This is a genomic window from Mucilaginibacter sp. KACC 22063 (genome assembly GCF_028736115.1).
Classification (GTDB): domain Bacteria; phylum Bacteroidota; class Bacteroidia; order Sphingobacteriales; family Sphingobacteriaceae; genus Mucilaginibacter.
Genome location: NZ_CP117877.1, coordinates 1,145,059 through 1,161,432 on the forward strand (window position 1 = coordinate 1,145,059; position 16,374 = coordinate 1,161,432).

Here is a 16,374-nt window from a genome sequence, read left to right on the forward strand (position 1 = left end):
AAAAGTCCTCCCTACCGGGGAGGATTTAGGAGGGGCTAATAATTTAAACGGTGATTCTCTATGAAAGTATACCACAACATAGATGATTTTACGCCACTGAAAAACGCTGTTGTAACCATCGGTACATTTGATGGTGTACACCAGGGGCACCGCGAAATCATCAGCCGTATTATAGAACTTGCTAAAGAAATCAATGGTGAGTCGGTAATCTTAACTTTCTTCCCGCATCCGAGGATGATCCTTCATCCGGAAGATCAGAATTTAAAGCTGATTACCACCATAGATGAAAAGGCCGAATTACTGGAAGCATTAGGCGTAGACCATTTAATCATCACTCCGTTTTCGCGCGATTTTTCTAATCAAACTGCTGAAGAATATATCCGCGAGGTGTTGGTAAAGAAGATTGGGACTAAAAGAATCGTCATCGGCTATGATCACCGCTTTGGTAAGGATCGGCAGGGCGGCTTGGCAGATCTGCAACGTTTGGCACCCCAGTACGGCTTTGAAGTGATCGAAATACCTGAGCAGGATATTGATGCCGTGGCAGTAAGTTCTACACGTATCCGCGAAGCGCTTTTACAAGGCGATATTGCTAAAGCGAATAATTTTTTAGGTTACCCTTTTTATTTAACCGGGATGGTAATTAAAGGCGATCAGCTTGGACGCCAGTTGGGCTATCCCACAGCTAATTTGCAGGTTATTGAGCAGTATAAGCTTATTCCTGCCGATGGTATATATTCGTCTAAAGTACTGATAAAAGGCGTTGAATATAAAGGGATGTCATATATAGGTTCCAGGCCAACCATCAACGGCATGACACGCAATATCGAGGTAAATATCTTTGACTTTAACCGGGAGATTTATAACGAAACCGTTAAACTTCAGTTTCTTGATTTTGTGCGCGGCGATATTAAATTTTCATCACTTGATGAACTTGTTGTTCAGTTAGGGAAAGATAAAGAAGCTGTTACAAAATTATTGGGTGCATAAGTCACTTGTTTAGCACAAAAGAAAAACTTAAACTTGTTGTTAATCAATTTATAAAAGATTAACGCTAACTAAACATGCCTAAACTTAACCTTGATAAGCAGGAGAGTGAGTTTCTGAACAGAACTATCAGGGCTTGGGAGACCGATGCTTTAATAGATCAGGAAATGGCACAAAAACTTCGGGAATCATACGAGGTAAAGGGTTTTGACTGGATGCGTTTGGCAAAGTATTCGTTTTGGATAGCTTTGGTTTGCGGTGGGGCATCATTCTGCTACCTCATAGTTAATGATGCGGTAATCAACCTGATGAAAAATCTGTACTATACGCCGGATGTCATCATTAGTATACTTTCAGGCGTAGCAGCTACCATTTTATTTATATGGGGCCGCAGATTAGAGAAACGCAATCCTGAACGTGTTTTTAGTAATGAGGCTGTATTTTTTACTGGTATACTATTTACGGCGTCTTGTATTGCTTACCTCGGCAAAACGTTCGACAATGGCTCAGGTCATTATTCGCTTTTATTCCTGCTATCTGTTTTTGTATATGGCTTCCTGGGCTGGAAACTGCAATCGAGGCTGATCTGGCTATTTTCACTCATCTCACTTGGCAGCTGGTTCGGTACCGAGACTGGTTACCAGACCCGTTGGGCAGATTACTTCCTGGGCATGAATTATCCTTTACGTTTTGTAGCCTTTGGGGCACTGCTGGTAGCGGCATATCACCTGCTTAAGAAAAAGGAATGGTTTGCCCGCTTTACAGAGCTGACTTACGTTGCAGGCCTGCTATACCTGTTCTTGTCGCTATGGATGCTGAGCATATTTGGTAACCTGGGCAATCTGGATACCTGGTGGCGGGTTAAGCAGATCAGTTTATTTTACTGGGGTATTATATCAGCGGTTGTTGCGGGCGGATTTCTGTTTTATGGTTTGAAAACCAAAGATGTTGTTGCACGTGAGTTTGGCATTACGTTCCTCTTGATATTCATCTATACCAAATACTTCGAGTATTTTTGGGAGCATACCAACAAAACATTGTTCTTCGCCATACTGGCCGGCTCGTTCTGGTTAATTGGCCGTAAGGCAGAAAAAATATGGAACCTGAAAAGCAGGGAAATAGCAAAGGCAGCCTAAGTTGCCTTTGCTATTAATGGTTAAATTTTTATTCGTAAAGCCAGGTTGACAATGCGCCCGTCAATCGGTCCCCAAAGTTGTGTAAACACCGGATGGGTAATGGTGCCCGTATATAATTGCTCGTATCTCGATTGCCTGAAATCGGTCAGGTTTTCGCAATTGGCTACCAGGCTAAAGTGTTTCCCAAACTTACGTTCTATCATGGCGGCAGCGAAAGGCGTATTACGCACTCGCTGGTTTTCATTGATATACTGGTTAGTTTCAAAGCTACCTTCTAAACCCATTCGCCATTTGCCTTCAATTTCATAGGCTACAGTAGCTGATATTTTATTCTGCGGGCTAAACGGCAGATAGATTGTTTTGCCCGTCATGGCCTCTTTGGCAATAGTGTGGTTGTAGCCAAAATAAATCTCGAAATCATCAACTAATAAACGCACATAGGTATCGGTACCCGCCGAGTTGATACGATAAGCGGCATTGCTTAAGCTTACTGTATTGTCTGCATTAAAAACAGGTATCAGCGGGTTGTTGATACGCGAATAATACAAAGCCTGGTCTATATCCATACTGGCCTTTTCACCCAATTTGATGTGGTAGTTGGCATCAAAGTTTACCCCCAATGAGCGTTCGCTTGATAATGAACTGGTAACCGGCAGCAGATTGCTGTAATTACCCGAAAGCGTTTCTGGCGTAAAAATATTCGGTGCTTTATACCCTAAGCCGCTGCTCAGTCGTATAGATAATGATTGCACAGGTTTGTAAAGTAAAGCAAGCCTTGGTAATACAAACCAGCCATATTCATTATGATGGTCGGTGCGCAGGCCTGCCTCAATTAAAAACTGTTTGGTAACATGCCAGCCGTCTTGTACAAAGGCACCTAACGTGTGGTACGTGTAATCAGTCAGCGGCGTAGGGTCAGAAGGTTGTTTGCGGAAATATTCGCCGGTGTAGTTAGCGCCTAACACAATGTCATTGGCTTTGGCATTGATCAGGTCTGAAACCTCTACATAATCAAGTAACTGGTTACCGTTAAAATGGAAGCCATCGTCGTTACTATGCAAGCGGTAATTGCTTGCACTGCCCTTAACGGTTAAGTGATTGATGCTGTCCAATGTATTCTGATAATGAAAATCGAAAGTATTACGGTATGATAGGTTCTGCTCTATATACTGATGAATATTATCGGCGTGCCCGTCAATTACCTGCATATCGCCGCCAATACGGTCTTCGTAAGTAAATGCGTAGCCTGCATCAAACTGGCTGCGGCTGTTTGGATAATAGAAGAAGCGCGGGTGTACAAGGGTCGAGTTGACTTTAGCCACGTCTGAAAAACCATCTTTATTTACATCGGCTGCACCCTGTATAGTTTGCTGTGCCAGAAAGGTAAAGCCTATCTTATCAAAACGTTGAGAGAAATAACCGTTGAAGTTGTTTTCCTTCAGGCTCGAGCGGTTAAGTGTGAACGACAGGTCGCGCTCGGGCGAAGGCGTTTTTGAGATGAAGTTGATAAGGCCTGCGATGGCACCACCGCCATATAGGGTAGACGATGAGCCTTTGATGATCTCTATCTGTTTAAGATCAAGCGGAGGGATAGATAACACGCCAAAGTTTCCTGAAAAGCCATCAAACAGGGGCAAGCCATCACGGCGTAGTTGAGTGTAGCGGCCATCCAATCCCTGCATACGAATGGTGGTATTACCCGTAACTGCCGAAGTTTGTTGAACGTGTATCACCGACAGGTCGCCGAGTATGCTTGCTACGTTACTTGGTTTCAACTGGTTCTCCTCATCCATTTCCTCCTGCCCTAAAACTTCCACCTTCATGGGCAGGTCTTCAATCCTTGAGTTGGTACGTGTAGAAGAAACTACCACCTCTTCAATCTCCTGCTGCGTGGCTGTAAGATTTACGGTGATAACCTTATCTGTTCCTGGCGAAACTGTGATCTCCTTTGCTTTATAGCCAGTATAACTAAATACCAGCGTTTGCTCACCTGATATGTTTTTTAATACGAATTTTCCGTTTGCATCTGTTGCGGTGCCCGTAGTTGTGTTTTTTATTTGTACGGTAACGCCGGGCAATGTCTCGTGCGACGCACTGTCGCGCACTATTCCTGTAAGGCTGTGTTGTGCCCATGCTGTATTAGCACAAAGCAGCAACAGCCATAAAATTTTTTTCATGCTGATTTGATTTGTAAATAAATAAGTTTTTTTTCCCGTAAAGGGCCTTTAGGAAATCAGCAGCTTACAGGAGGGCGCAGCAGCCTGGCAGAGAAACCGCACATGGCAGTGCAGTCGTTTTTAATATGGTAATTGTAAGAGATTGTTTGTACAGGCGGAATAATCCGCGGAACAGTCAGCACCACATAATTCATGAAATTGGCACTGTGCTGAAACTGAACGGTGTTGTAGGGGATGGGATGCCCTTTGTAAGAATCATTGGAGAAAGCCTCACCGTTCAGCAGGTAATCAAAAACAAAGTCGATAACCCCCACTTCTTTAGGATCATCAATAGATGCATATTGCTGGTACATGCCATGCAAATCCTGCATTAATGCAAAATCTCCTTTTGGCAGTAATGTACTTGCCAAAAAGAAGTAAAGCCCCAGGAATATTGCTATAGTGCTGCGCAGCATGCTGCAAAAATAGTTTAATGTTTAAAGCAGAGCAAGTAAATCTGTTTAACGATGTGATATATCGCAAAAGAAAAGAACAGCAAGGCAATAGAAGTATTGATCAGTTTGGTGCTCAGTGTAAATTTCGACTGGATGTAGCGCGCGAACTCTGCATATATAAACAAGCATAAGAATGCGCCACCTGCAGAGCCTAAGCTAAAAATGGTTAACGCAAAATTTCCGGTAAGTATCCATTCGTGCGTAATCACATAAGTACCGGCAATAAGCCAGAAAGGTATTTGCATGGGGTTAAGGAATCCCAATAAAATGCCGTATTTGATACTCTCATGATTTTCATACTTGGCTTTTGGTGGTTTTTTGCGGTTAAGCCAGGTGATAGTGCCCAATGTGGTGAACAGCACAATCATCACCATATCAATAGCAGTCGAGAGGTGCATCTGGCTGTTAAGCCAGTCGGCTGCATGCATAATAAAGAATGTAAAAAAGAACTCTATACACGAAAAGGCTATGATAAACTGCAATGCCTGTTTCATGCCGCGGTTAATAGTGATCTGAACGAGCGTTAAATTGATATTACCCGGAGGGATGTAACCAATAAAATTTGCTATTAAGCCGATAAAGAAGGTTAAAAAAATCATTGGCTATAAAGTTAACACAGGTTTTTAAACTTTATGTAAACATTATTTTTTATGAATTGATTTTGCCCGTTATTTGCAAACAGTTTTTTATCCATGTCTGATCTTAGAATTATATCCTTACTACCTGTCGCAACAGAAATTGTATGTGCCCTGGGTATGCAGCAAAATCTTGTTGGCCGCTCGCATGAATGTGATTATCCCGAAGAAATAAAATCATTGCCGGTTTGTTCAAGCGCAACGGTTGGTAATCATCAATCCAGCCGCGAAATTGATAACAAGGTTAAAGAGATCTTAAGTGAAGCATTGTCTGTTTACACCATTGACCGTGAAAAAATTAAGCAGCTTCAACCGGATGTTGTAATTACACAGGCGCAATGCGAGGTTTGTGCCGTATCTCTTAAAGATGTAGAGCAGGCATTGTCAGGATTTTTAGATAAACAAACGCAGATTGTATCGCTGGAACCGGCACAATTAAACGACGTATTTGAAAATATCAGGCAGGTAGCTGCCGCTTTAAATGTGCCTGACAGGGGAGAGGCTTTAATTGAAGACCTGACCGAGCGGGTAGATATCATCAGGCATAAATTGAAATTTATCGAAGCCAAGCCTTCTGTTGCTTGTGTAGAATGGCTTGACCCGTTGATGGTTTCGGGTAATTGGGTGCCGGAACTGGTAGCAATTGCAGGCGGCAAATCTATATTAGCCGAACAAGGCAAGCATTCACCTTATGTAGAGTGGAATGATATACTGCTGCAAGACCCTGATATTATTGTGGTGATGCCCTGCGGTTTCCCGATTGAGCGTACCTTAAGAGAAATTAATATTCTGTTAGAGCTACCGGGTTTTAACGACCTGAAAGCGGTTAAAGAGGGTAAGCTGTTTATTGCCGATGGCAATCAGTACTTCAATCGCCCCGGGCCACGCATTGTAGATTCGATAGAAATACTTGCCGAAATTATTAATCCCAAGCAATTTATTTTTGGTTACGAAGGCGAGGGCTGGATCAAATTTGCAGTTTAACTATTGCCGTAAAGTATCAGAACTTTTTAAAGTAAAGGCAGTTCTTGTATAAACTGCGTTTATGAAAATCTATAAATATCTGCATTCGTGCATCGTTTTTGAAGATCAGGATTTTAAATTACTGGTTGATCCCGGAATGTTTTCGTTTGTTGAAGGACAGGTAACAACAGAAATGTTTAGCGATGTTCAAGCTATTATTATTACCCATAACCACCCTGATCACCTGGATACAGAAAATCTCAAAAAGATCGTTAGCCTAACCAAGGCTCCTGTTTATACAAATGCGCAGGTTGCCCAACAGCTTGATGAAGAAGGAATACAGGCAGAATTACTTACAGATGGCGACTTTACAATTGGTCCGTTCAAAGTACAGGCATTTTCTGTAGTACATGAACCCCTGCTTGATGCGCCTGTTCCGCAAATGACGGCATTGATCATCAACGGCAAAGTATTGCATCCGGTAGATTCATTCGAGGAAAAAATGTTCCGTCACGAGGGGATCGAATTACTGTTATTGCCGATCATGGCGCCTTTTACCAACGAACTTAAAGTTGCTGAGTTTGCCGACAGGTTGAAGCCTAAGCAAATCTTAGCTGTGCATGATGGGTATGTAAAAGACTTCTTTCTAAACAGCCGTCACAACAATTATCAAAAGCATTTCGAGAAAAATGACATTAAATATATTGTGCTGAAGAATCCGGGCGATTACATAGAAATTAATTAGTGAAGTATTAATATGAGTGATATAAAAGTTGGCTGGGCTGGGCTCGGCAACATGGGCAACCCCATTGTAAAGAATATTTTAAAGGCAGGTTATCCTGTAACGGTTTATAACCGCACCAAAAGCAAGGAGCAGGAAGCATTGTCGGCTGGTGCATCATCAGCAGAAACCCCTGTTAAACTGGTTGAAGCCAGCGATGTAATTTTTGTAATGGTATCTGACGATAACGCCGTAAAGGAAATTTTTACAGGTGCTGATGGTTTATTAAGCGCCAATGCCGAAGGGAAGCTGTTTATAAATGTAAGTACCGTTGCACCGCAAACTTCAAAGTACGTTGATGAGCAATGCCGTGCTAAAGGCGCGTCTTTTTTAGATGTCCCGGTATCGGGCAGTGTTAAGCCCGCGCAGGATGCTACGCTGATATTAATGGTAGGCGGCGATGCTGAATATTATGAAAAGGCTAAGCCAATACTTGATGTAATTGGTAAGCTATCCATCCATGTAGGCCCGGTAGGTGCAGGTAGCGCGGCAAAGCTTGCCATCAACTACTTACTGGGTTTAAATTTACAGGGGCTGGCAGAAACAGTATTATTTGCAGAGGCTAACGGCGTAAGTACCGAAAACATGCTGACCATTATTAACGAAGGTGCGGTAGGTAACGGTATCACAAAAATGAAATCGGATCCCATTATGAAAAATCAGTTTCCGGCGGCTTTTGCATTAAAGTACCTGGCAAAAGACCTGCGCCTGGCACGCGAGCAAGGTATTGATATGCCTTTATCAGCACCCTTAAGCGATACCTTTCAACAAGCTTTAAACAGTGGTATGGGCGACGAGGATGTAATGGCAGTGATTAAATACCTGAAACGGTAATTACATATTAAACCTGTTGGTAGCTATAAAAGATTTAATGATATGAATGGCGGCATGGCGCTTGCCGCTATCCAGAATTTCTTTCGATTGCGGGTCGATGAATGCTTTAAGGCTGCTCAGGTCATCTTTGTGTACAGACTTAAAACCCATCGTCCACTGTGGAAAATTCCTTTCCTTCAATTCTCCGTCGCCCATATTAATAATGTTGCGATGGCGGGCATCCTGGCGTATTGTTAGGTATAAGTTTGTTACCGCATTTTCTTCGCCTTCAAGTACTTGCATAAAAGAGCCATCGGCGTAAAGCAACATACCCGTTATGCCTCTTTGCCTATTATTTTCGCGGCATTTGGTAAGAAGATCAATTAATTGATCCTCGTTCAAAAGCTCAGTGGAAGAGCTCATGTAAATCTGGTACTTCATTTTTTGCTGTATACATCAATTACGTTCAATGCACCTTTTCAGTTTTAGCTGGTGGTAACCTTTTTTCCATAACCATGAGTTCTATATGGGTTTTAACAATGCCGAACTTGTCATCTTTTGGAAATGGCCTTATTTCACCGGTAGGGACAAACCCATGCCTTTCGTACCATGCAATCAATTCACTTCTCGAACTGATCACGGTAATGGTAATGCTGGGGCAGCCTTTATCCAGAGCATAAGCCTCAGCCGCTATCAGTAATAGTTTGCCTATACCTTTATTTTGTTTGTTGGGCGCAACGGTTAACATGCCCAGGTACAAATACGTATAGCGGTATTCCAGGTAAACACAACCTTTTAATTGCTGCTGGTCGTCAAGGTATTTTAGTATAGTTACTTTATCGTCCTGCAGGTAAGTAAGCATCGTGATGTCGTCAATGCGCAAGCCATCTATCAGGTGCGATTCAGTCGTCCAGCCTTGTTTTGAACTTTCGCCACGATAGGCGCTATTTACTAACGTTGTCAGTGCTTTGGTGTCAGCAATATTTGCTTTTGCAATAATCATAAATGGGGTTACAGATTAGAGTTGGGTTGTACTGCAAACTTTAGTATTTTAAACAGTAATGCATAGGTAAATGTTACATAGTGTAAATAAAGTACAAATTGTATTGTAAATATTACACGTTATATTTGCGCTTGCATGACTATACAAAAACAATCAGCCAGGATTTTATCAGCATTATTGCTGTTACTGACCTTTGCTACAGGTCAGCTGATTGTTATTGCGCATAACCACCCGAAAGAAACTTACAGTAATCATCAAAACAAGAAAGTGAATGATGAGCAGTGTAAGATATGTGCGCAGAATGGTCATCTGCAACTGTTTTTTCATCAGCAAAATACCCTGTTTACATTGGCAGTTACTGCTATTAATTGCTACTTCGAATACAGGCAATCATATAACGGCATTGAAACCCAGCATGCCAGTAATCGTGGTCCCCCGGTAGTTTAATAAATTTTGAAAGCGCGTTTGCGCATAAAACTTATTGAATACTTAAAGACCTTAAAATGAATTTGAAAACGTTTTTCAGCGCATTGCTGATCCTTATATTCCCATTTTATTTATTTGCCGCTATAGAAGCCGGAGGCCAGCTTAACGGTAAAGTAACCGATGCTAAAAATAACCAGGCAGTAGCCGGTGCAACCGTAACTATTTCGCAATTAAGAGTAGCCACCGTAACAGACGGCAATGGTAATTTTACTTTCCGCTCATTGCCGCAGCGTGGTAAATATGTGGTTGAAGTAAAATCTCTGGGTTACAAGTCACAGATCAAGACCATTGATCTGGGTGCAGAAACGACAGTGAATTTCGCACTTGATGCCAGTATTGTCGAAACCAAAGAAGTGGTGATTGTTGGTACTCCTGTATCTGCAAGCAGCCGTTATAACAGTACTGCCGCAACCAGCGTATCTCGTGATGAATTGCTATCACCTGCTACCAACCTTATTGACGGCTTGGCTAAACAGGTTCCGGGTGTAAGCCAAATCACGACAGGCCCGGGTATCTCAAAACCGGTAATCCGTGGTTTGGGATACAACCGTGTAGTTACCCTAAATGACGGAGTAAAACAACAAGGCCAGCAATGGGGAGATGAACACGGTATTGAGCTTGATCAAAACGCTGCCGACAGGGTAGAGGTGCTACGTGGCGCGGCTTCATTACTATATGGATCTGACGCTATCGGCGGTGTAATTAACGTGCTTGATCCATTGGTTCCACCTCCGGGACAGATCAAAGGTGAGGTGTTATCCAGTTATTCAACCAATAATGGGCTTACCAACAACTCGGTAATGCTGAGCGGTAACTCAGATGGTTTTGTTTGGCGTGGCCGTGGTTCATACCAAAACGCGTATGATTTTAAAACCCCTGCCGGTTATTATATCAATAGCGGATACAATAATACTAGCTTAAGTGGTTTGTTAGGACTTAATAAAGGCTGGGGCTATTCGCACCTGAATTTTTCTTACTGGAAAAATAACATAGGCTTTTATGACTCTGAACCCGGAGACCCTTTATATACTAATGATGGCAAAAGCAGAACATTAGATTTTCCTCGTCAGGATATCCGTCACTATAAAATTGCCCTGAATAATAACTTTATCATTGGCGATGGTTCATTGAAACTGGACTTAGGTTATCAAAAAAATCAACGCCGCGAGCTTGACGAACCAACTCCTGCTTTATTCTTCGATTTAAACACTTACTCATTAGATGCTAAATATTATCTGCCTGAAAAAAATGGCTGGCAGCCTATTGTAGGTATCAGTACCAGTGACGAGCATAGCTTAAACAAAGGGACAGAATTTTTAATTCCTGCTTACGACCAGTTTAATGCCGGTGCCTTTGGTTACATCAAAAAAACATGGGACCAAAATACTTTTAACGCTGGTTTACGTGTAGATTATATCAATAACAATGGTAAAGCTATGGAGCTTGACGGCGAACAAAAATTTGCCGGTTTCAAAAATAACTTTGCTAACCTGAGTGGTGCTTTGGGTTACACGCACATATTCAACGATATATTTAGCTTTAAGGCCAATGCGGGGACAGCATTCAGAGCGCCTAATCCTGCCGAGCTTGGTTCAAATGGGGTTCACGAAGGTACAACCCGTTACGAAGTGGGTAACCCTGACCTGAAACCGGAGCGTAGCTATCAGGCAGATGCAACGCTTGAGTTTGGCGGAAAAGTGGTTACCGGTAGTTTAGGTATTTACGAAAACTACGTGCATGATTATATCTATGCATCAGCAACACGTGGCGATGTGATTACTGTACCGGATGACAACGGAAACAATCAAACTTATGATGTGTACCACTACGGCCAGGTAAATGCAAACCTATATGGCGTTGAAGGTGCGTTTAATATTCACCCAACAAGTTTCTTGCATTTGGATAATACCTTCAGCTATACACATGCGCAGAACGAATCTTTCGACAGGCCGCTGCCGCTGATTCCTGCAGGTGTGGTACATAACACCTTGCGTTTTGAGCCTAAAGTGCGCGGGTTAAGGGACTTCTACATGTCTGTTGGCTTAGATAACTTCTTTAAGCAAAGCCGTATCGACCCAACTTTTGAAACCCCAACCGATTCTTATACGCTGATTAATGCAAGTATAGGTACAACGTTCAAATTAGGCGCGCAGCCAATAAAGCTTTATGTATCTGGATATAACTTAGCTAACAAGAAATACTATGATGCGCTTAACAGGCTGCGTCCGGGCCGGCTTTCTCAGGAAGATCCAACATATGGTGTCTACAACCCGGGCCGTAACATTACATTCGGTTTTTATCTGCCATTGAACATAAATTAATTCGATATTATTATGATACTAATGAAAGGAGAGTATAAGCTCTCCTTTCGTTTTAATAAATCATATATTTCTTTTAAGTTTATTTATGTAACTCAAAATGTTGACTTTTTAAAAAGTATAATGAAATAGTTGAAATAAGGTTATTTTAAGCCACCTTATGATATTAACAGGCAGGGCGATTGTTTTTATGGCTAATACTAAGTATGATAGCGCCATACAAGCAACGTCATTGTTTTTGGCACGCAGCCTTGCAAAAAATAACAAAGTTTACTTTGTTGATTATCCGTTTACCCTAAAAGACTACATAAAATACCAGGACTCGGAAGAGTTAAAAAGGAGGCAGGGTTTATATAAACCCTCATCAAACGGGTTAATTGATACAGAGCTGCCCAATTTTAAGATCATTATTGTTCCTCCGGTATTTCCTATTAACTTTTTACCCGAAGGCCCGGTTTTTCGTTCGGCTTTGAAAATTAATGAAGCCATAATGGGCAGCCGCATTAATAAAGCACTTAAGGCTGACGGTGTTAAAGAATTTATACTGATCAATTCTTTTAATTTTCATTTTCCTAACATTGCTAAACTGATTAAGCCTGTACTCACAGTTTATCAGTGTGTTGACCCAATGATTGTGCCTTACGACATGAAGCACGGTTTTGTGTCAGAAGAAATATTGGTAAAGAAAAGTGACCTGGTAATTTGTACCAGTAAAGCGCTTTACAACGAAAAGCGTAAGGCTAATAAAAATACTTATTTTGTACCCAATGCTGCCGATGTTACCCATTTCGGTAAAGCAACGGAGAACAGCTTGCCTGTTCATCCTAAAATTAAAGATTTGCCAAAACCCGTTATTGGATATTTAGGATCAATTGAAAGGCGAATAGATTATAAACTGCTTACAAAGGTTGTGGAGGCTAATCCGGAAAAGACATTTGTTTTAGCAGGCCCGGTTTGGCACGAATATGTACCTAAAGCTTTATCAAACGCTCAAAATCTACACATTATCGGCCCGGTTGATTATAATGAAGTACCCTCATTGATAAAGGGTTTTGATGTAGCTATCATCCCCTTTAAAAAAGATAAAGTAAGCGATACCATTTTCCCTTTAAAGTTATTTGAGTACCTGAGCGCCGGAAAGCCTGTTGTTATTACCGACTTTAACCCGGATCTAAAAGAATATACCGGCGACCTTGTAGACTTTTGTCCGGATGCTTATACTTTTACCGAAGCACTGAATGTCGGATTGCAAAATAATACAGCAGATAAAGTACAGCAGCGTATAGCTTTAGCAGCTCAGAATACCTGGGAAAAGCGTGCAGAAGAAATAGGCGATATTATTAATGCTCATCTAAAACATCAACCCACTGAAAGCGGTGTGTCATCACTTTCTTAGGGTGTTCTTTACCTATACGGAAGCCCATCCAGTTTTTAGGCGCAATAACCTTATTTTTCTTTGGGCTTAAATAAGCAGCCCACCACGCAAACGTACTGTTTGAGATAATCACCGTGTCGGCATTCATCAGGAGTTGAAAATCAATGATCTCATTGTTCTCGGCAAATACATAGTTCTCTTTTGCAGGGAAATGTTGTTTAACAAAAGGCATATCATCGCTGCAAAAGAAAACGCGATAGCTGTCTAAGTTATTGATCTTTTCCAGTTGAGTTTTAAAGTATTCGACAGGTAATGAGATGTCACGTTTGCCGTAATTTAAATAATCGGTGCGGCGTATATGTACCACTAAAGTTTTCTCTTTACTGAATATCATCCCATACTGCTTATCAAAAGCCTTGGCGTACTGCCTTTTGATCTTAGGGATTACTGGATTGGTTGTGTTTTGCAGGTACCATTCGGTTTGATGAAAGCCATGATACATAGTGCCATTTTGCGCTTCAAATGGCTTAGGCGAATGGTAGTTCTGCATGTAAACCTGCTTGCGTAATAAACCAAGTTTGTAAAAAGCGTAGGTAAGTACTTTGTAGTATTTTTTGCCGATGTAGTTGTATTTGCCTAAATCGAAATACTTATAAAAATAGGCATGGCTGGGGTTAGGTATCACAATGATCCTGTCCTTGTTAGCTTCTTTAACGTACTGAAAAAAGAAAAACTGGAAGATCTGGTTGCCCATTCTTCCGCAGAATGTGGTACCTATCATCTTGCTAAAACGGGTTTAAGGTATTTTTTATAAAGTTCCGGATAAAATCCAAGTGCATAGCGCCATGTATTGCCAAAATTAACACCCAATTCGCGCTTTAAGATGACCTGAGCAACAAAAAATCCAATTACGTTTGATGCAAGCGTAGCCCAGGCTGCACCCATAACACCCATTTTTTTGATAAGCAGGTAATTGAGCAGGGCATTAATGGCCCCGGTGATAATTACGGTAATAAAAGTAAGCTTCGGTTTCCCCATCGAATCGAGTACGGTACCAAACTGGCGGCCGTAAGGGATGAGCAGGCAATACAATATGGTAACACGCAAAACCGGGATGGTATCGGCATAAGTTTGGCCTGCAATAAACTCTACAATGTAATTTGCAAATACAAAAAGAAAGATTAGCCCCGGGGTTAAAATGGCCAGCACCGCACCCACCGATTTTTCATACAGGTATTTGACGGCTTCTTTACCATCGCTTTCTATGCGCCGTGCGCTTTGTGGAAATACAATGGTAGCAATAGAACTGGTGGGTATTTCTACCAGGTTGGTAATACGCACCGCTACATTGTAAGCGCCTGCCGAAGCTGCCGATAATATGCCGCCCAGCATCATCTGGTCTATACTGTTTGATAGCATGGCGCTTATGGTGGTACCAAAAGCATATTTGCCATAGTCGAACAGTTTTAATATCCATTCTTTTTGAAATGAGAAGGCTATTTTAAAGCTTTTGCGAACAAATAGGTAAGATATAATTGAGCTGATGAAAGTGCTTGCAATTTGTACATATACCAGGTTTACCAGCGATAACTTAAAATGCAAAAGATATGCGCAGGCAATATAAATGAATAAGCCGCCCTGCCTGATTAGTGTGCTGATGAAAATGCCATTGAACTTGAAGCCAGATTGCTCGATGGATTGAAACTGGGTCAGAAAGCCTGAAAATACGAACACAAAATTGTAGCACAGAAACATGGGCAGTAATTCCTGTATTTTCCATAACTGTGCTAAAAAATTGGCGCAGCAAAAGTTAAGTATGATAAATACAATGGTAAGCGCACCACTGATGGTAAAAGATGCTGATATGATTTTAGGCCGTTCGGCGGGTTGTGCGCCCGATAAGAATTTGATTAATGCACTTTGCACAAGACCGTTCCGAATAAATTCAAGGATGGTTGTGGTTGCTGTAAACAGTGTCCATGCACCGAACTCATACTTGGTGAGCAAACGCACCAGCATGTAAAAGCTGCCAAAGCCAAGTAATACACCCGACATGCTTTGAAGAACAGTAAGAACAGCAGATTTAAGCCAGTACAAGTCTTTTTTCTTTTCAGACATCAGCCGGGGTATTAACAGCAAAATGCTGATGGATGTATGCTTTTATCTCGTCGTTTGATTTGGCATGTAAGATTTTTGCGCCTGATAATTTAGGGTAAAGTGTTTGGTAGCAGTTAAAGTAATGTTCAGGTCCCTGCTTAGATATGATCAGGTTTGTACCGCCAAAATAACTGGCAAGGGTGGCGGTGCCACCATGTACAGATATAAAATGGCTGGCATTGGCGTATATCATCAATTGTAAATGGTTGAAATTATTAGCGTTTCCTTTATTCTCCTGGTACAGATCTTCCATTAATAAAACTTCAGGATGTGTTGCATTTAGCCAGTCAAATTCATTAAGGTCGTAAACATCGCTGTTGTCCATGGTAATGTTTTCGGGCCTTGGGCGATTATAGATAATGGTGTAATCGTTTTTAAGATGGTTAATGATAAAGTCTAACGTTGGTATATCATAAAAACTGATAGGCGGGCCATCCCATTCCATGTTGTAACGGTTGGCGATGATCAGTATAGGTTTATCATAAACGTATATATCATTTGCATACTGGGCTTTTAGCGGTACCGGCAGCCACTTGCTCATATTGTAATCATGGCTGTATAGTATCCGTGGTACTTCAAAGTTATAGTTGCCTTCGTTTGACCGCGTGTCAAAGCTTTCTGAATGATCTGGCGAGAAAAAGTAAAGTTCTTTGGTGTATTTGGCAGAACGCGTACTTTTTAACGTGCCATTTTTGTAGTGCCAATATGCAAACGGGAGCACAAACTGCAACTCGGGAGCAAACTCGCCGTTAAATGAAATGTCTTTATATTTTTTCTTTTTAATGTAGTCGCTGAAAAAATACTTCAGCTGATGCATTTCGCAATTGTAAGTATCCCTGTAATAATAACTTAAAGCCCTTGGCGCTTTTGGATAGCGCAGCCGGACATATAGGCTGAAAAGTTTATTAGTTAGGGTTAAAGGCATTAGGTAAAGATAAATATTACATGCAATGTGGCAAACTACAAGCTGTCATGATTTCAATTAGTTATTGTTTCTACTGTGATCAACAAAGTTTTGCTGTAATTAGGTAACAAAAAGCCCCGCTTGT

16 protein-coding genes are annotated in these 16,374 nt (G+C 41.4%); 8 read left to right on the plus strand and 8 right to left on the minus strand.

Features of this window, described 5'->3' with window-relative positions; all coding sequences use genetic code 11:
• The first annotated feature begins 60 nt into the window (after nt 1-60).
• Complete coding sequence (locus tag PQ461_RS05035) at nt 61-990, plus strand: bifunctional riboflavin kinase/FAD synthetase (RefSeq protein ID WP_274302273.1); 930 nt, start codon at nt 61-63, stop codon at nt 988-990.
• Between the two features lie 74 nt (nt 991-1,064).
• Nucleotides 1,065-2,123, plus strand: coding sequence for a DUF2157 domain-containing protein (locus tag PQ461_RS05040; RefSeq protein WP_274302274.1), 1,059 nt, complete (start codon nt 1,065-1,067; stop codon nt 2,121-2,123).
• A 20-nt stretch (nt 2,124-2,143) separates the two neighbouring features.
• Here PQ461_RS05040 and PQ461_RS05045 read toward each other — a convergent pair whose 3' ends face one another.
• Genes PQ461_RS05045 through PQ461_RS05055 form a run of 3 tightly spaced genes read right to left on the minus strand, consistent with a single transcriptional unit; the run spans nt 2,144 to nt 5,393 of the window.
• Nucleotides 2,144-4,300 (minus strand): TonB-dependent receptor, encoded by a 2,157-nt coding sequence (locus PQ461_RS05045; protein ID WP_274302275.1) that lies wholly within the window; start codon nt 4,298-4,300, stop codon nt 2,144-2,146.
• A 56-nt stretch (nt 4,301-4,356) separates the two neighbouring features.
• Nucleotides 4,357-4,755 (minus strand): hypothetical protein, encoded by a 399-nt coding sequence (locus PQ461_RS05050; protein WP_274302276.1) that lies wholly within the window; start codon nt 4,753-4,755, stop codon nt 4,357-4,359.
• A gap of 14 nt (nt 4,756-4,769) precedes the next feature.
• Nucleotides 4,770-5,393: a LysE family transporter gene (locus PQ461_RS05055; RefSeq protein WP_274302277.1), complete on the minus strand. Its 624-nt coding sequence runs from the start codon at nt 5,391-5,393 to the stop codon at nt 4,770-4,772.
• A gap of 93 nt (nt 5,394-5,486) precedes the next feature.
• Between PQ461_RS05055 and PQ461_RS05060 the strand changes: the two genes are divergently transcribed.
• The 3 genes from PQ461_RS05060 to PQ461_RS05070 all read left to right on the plus strand — a co-directional run bounded on the left by PQ461_RS05060 (nt 5,487) and on the right by PQ461_RS05070 (nt 8,007).
• A complete protein-coding gene (locus PQ461_RS05060) occupies nt 5,487-6,413 on the plus strand; it encodes a cobalamin-binding protein (RefSeq protein WP_274302278.1) in 927 nt (308 codons plus the stop codon).
• A 61-nt stretch (nt 6,414-6,474) separates the two neighbouring features.
• Complete coding sequence (locus PQ461_RS05065) at nt 6,475-7,137, plus strand: MBL fold metallo-hydrolase (protein WP_274302279.1); 663 nt, start codon at nt 6,475-6,477, stop codon at nt 7,135-7,137.
• Between the two features lie 12 nt (nt 7,138-7,149).
• A complete protein-coding gene (locus PQ461_RS05070; RefSeq protein ID WP_274302280.1) occupies nt 7,150-8,007 on the plus strand; it encodes an NAD(P)-dependent oxidoreductase in 858 nt (285 codons plus the stop codon).
• Here PQ461_RS05070 and PQ461_RS05075 read toward each other — a convergent pair whose 3' ends face one another.
• Complete coding sequence (locus tag PQ461_RS05075) at nt 8,008-8,409, minus strand: BLUF domain-containing protein (protein ID WP_274302281.1); 402 nt, start codon at nt 8,407-8,409, stop codon at nt 8,008-8,010.
• Nucleotides 8,410-8,452: 43 nt separating this feature from the next.
• Nucleotides 8,453-8,989 (minus strand): GNAT family N-acetyltransferase, encoded by a 537-nt coding sequence (locus PQ461_RS05080; protein WP_274302282.1) that lies wholly within the window; start codon nt 8,987-8,989, stop codon nt 8,453-8,455.
• A 135-nt stretch (nt 8,990-9,124) separates the two neighbouring features.
• Here PQ461_RS05080 and PQ461_RS05085 point away from each other — a divergent pair, with 135 nt between their 5' ends.
• From PQ461_RS05085 to PQ461_RS05095, 3 genes are all read left to right on the plus strand, one after another.
• The gene (locus tag PQ461_RS05085; protein WP_274302283.1) at nt 9,125-9,436 is read left to right on the plus strand and encodes a hypothetical protein; all 312 of its coding nucleotides are present in this window, start codon (nt 9,125-9,127) and stop codon (nt 9,434-9,436) included.
• 56 nt (nt 9,437-9,492) lie between these two features.
• A complete protein-coding gene (locus PQ461_RS05090; RefSeq protein ID WP_274302284.1) occupies nt 9,493-11,796 on the plus strand; it encodes a TonB-dependent receptor in 2,304 nt (767 codons plus the stop codon).
• A 157-nt stretch (nt 11,797-11,953) separates the two neighbouring features.
• Complete coding sequence (locus tag PQ461_RS05095; RefSeq protein ID WP_274302285.1) at nt 11,954-13,189, plus strand: glycosyltransferase; 1,236 nt, start codon at nt 11,954-11,956, stop codon at nt 13,187-13,189.
• Here the strand turns inward: PQ461_RS05095 and PQ461_RS05100 are convergent.
• Genes PQ461_RS05100 through PQ461_RS05110 form a run of 3 tightly spaced genes read right to left on the minus strand, consistent with a single transcriptional unit; the run spans nt 13,134 to nt 16,250 of the window.
• Nucleotides 13,134-13,949, minus strand: coding sequence for an alpha-1,2-fucosyltransferase (locus PQ461_RS05100; protein WP_274302286.1), 816 nt, complete (start codon nt 13,947-13,949; stop codon nt 13,134-13,136). The genes PQ461_RS05095 and PQ461_RS05100 overlap by 56 nt on opposite strands.
• Entirely contained in the window at nt 13,946-15,286 is a 1,341-nt protein-coding gene (locus PQ461_RS05105) for a flippase (RefSeq protein ID WP_274302287.1), read from the minus strand. The genes PQ461_RS05100 and PQ461_RS05105 overlap by 4 nt, the downstream gene beginning before the upstream one ends.
• The gene (locus PQ461_RS05110) at nt 15,279-16,250 is read right to left on the minus strand and encodes a hypothetical protein (RefSeq protein ID WP_274302288.1); all 972 of its coding nucleotides are present in this window, start codon (nt 16,248-16,250) and stop codon (nt 15,279-15,281) included. Before PQ461_RS05110 ends, PQ461_RS05105 begins: the two co-directional genes overlap by 8 nt.
• Nucleotides 16,251-16,374: the final 124 nt, after the last annotated feature.

Bases quoted from the DNA above. Each gene is read 5' to 3' on its own strand.
- PQ461_RS05035 (WP_274302273.1), top strand. From the start codon at position 61: ATGAAAGTATACCACAACATAGATGATTTTACGCCACTGAAAAACGCT.
- PQ461_RS05040 (WP_274302274.1), top strand. From the start codon at position 1,065: ATGCCTAAACTTAACCTTGATAAGCAGGAGAGTGAGTTTCTGAACAGA.
- PQ461_RS05045 (WP_274302275.1), bottom strand. From the start codon at position 4,300: ATGAAAAAAATTTTATGGCTGTTGCTGCTTTGTGCTAATACAGCATGG.
- PQ461_RS05050 (WP_274302276.1), bottom strand. From the start codon at position 4,755: ATGCTGCGCAGCACTATAGCAATATTCCTGGGGCTTTACTTCTTTTTG.
- PQ461_RS05055 (WP_274302277.1), bottom strand. From the start codon at position 5,393: ATGATTTTTTTAACCTTCTTTATCGGCTTAATAGCAAATTTTATTGGT.
- PQ461_RS05060 (WP_274302278.1), top strand. From the start codon at position 5,487: ATGTCTGATCTTAGAATTATATCCTTACTACCTGTCGCAACAGAAATT.
- PQ461_RS05065 (WP_274302279.1), top strand. From the start codon at position 6,475: ATGAAAATCTATAAATATCTGCATTCGTGCATCGTTTTTGAAGATCAG.
- PQ461_RS05070 (WP_274302280.1), top strand. From the start codon at position 7,150: ATGAGTGATATAAAAGTTGGCTGGGCTGGGCTCGGCAACATGGGCAAC.
- PQ461_RS05075 (WP_274302281.1), bottom strand. From the start codon at position 8,409: ATGAGCTCTTCCACTGAGCTTTTGAACGAGGATCAATTAATTGATCTT.
- PQ461_RS05080 (WP_274302282.1), bottom strand. From the start codon at position 8,989: ATGATTATTGCAAAAGCAAATATTGCTGACACCAAAGCACTGACAACG.
- PQ461_RS05085 (WP_274302283.1), top strand. From the start codon at position 9,125: ATGACTATACAAAAACAATCAGCCAGGATTTTATCAGCATTATTGCTG.
- PQ461_RS05090 (WP_274302284.1), top strand. From the start codon at position 9,493: ATGAATTTGAAAACGTTTTTCAGCGCATTGCTGATCCTTATATTCCCA.
- PQ461_RS05095 (WP_274302285.1), top strand. From the start codon at position 11,954: ATGATATTAACAGGCAGGGCGATTGTTTTTATGGCTAATACTAAGTAT.
- PQ461_RS05100 (WP_274302286.1), bottom strand. From the start codon at position 13,949: ATGATAGGTACCACATTCTGCGGAAGAATGGGCAACCAGATCTTCCAG.
- PQ461_RS05105 (WP_274302287.1), bottom strand. From the start codon at position 15,286: ATGTCTGAAAAGAAAAAAGACTTGTACTGGCTTAAATCTGCTGTTCTT.
- PQ461_RS05110 (WP_274302288.1), bottom strand. From the start codon at position 16,250: ATGCCTTTAACCCTAACTAATAAACTTTTCAGCCTATATGTCCGGCTG.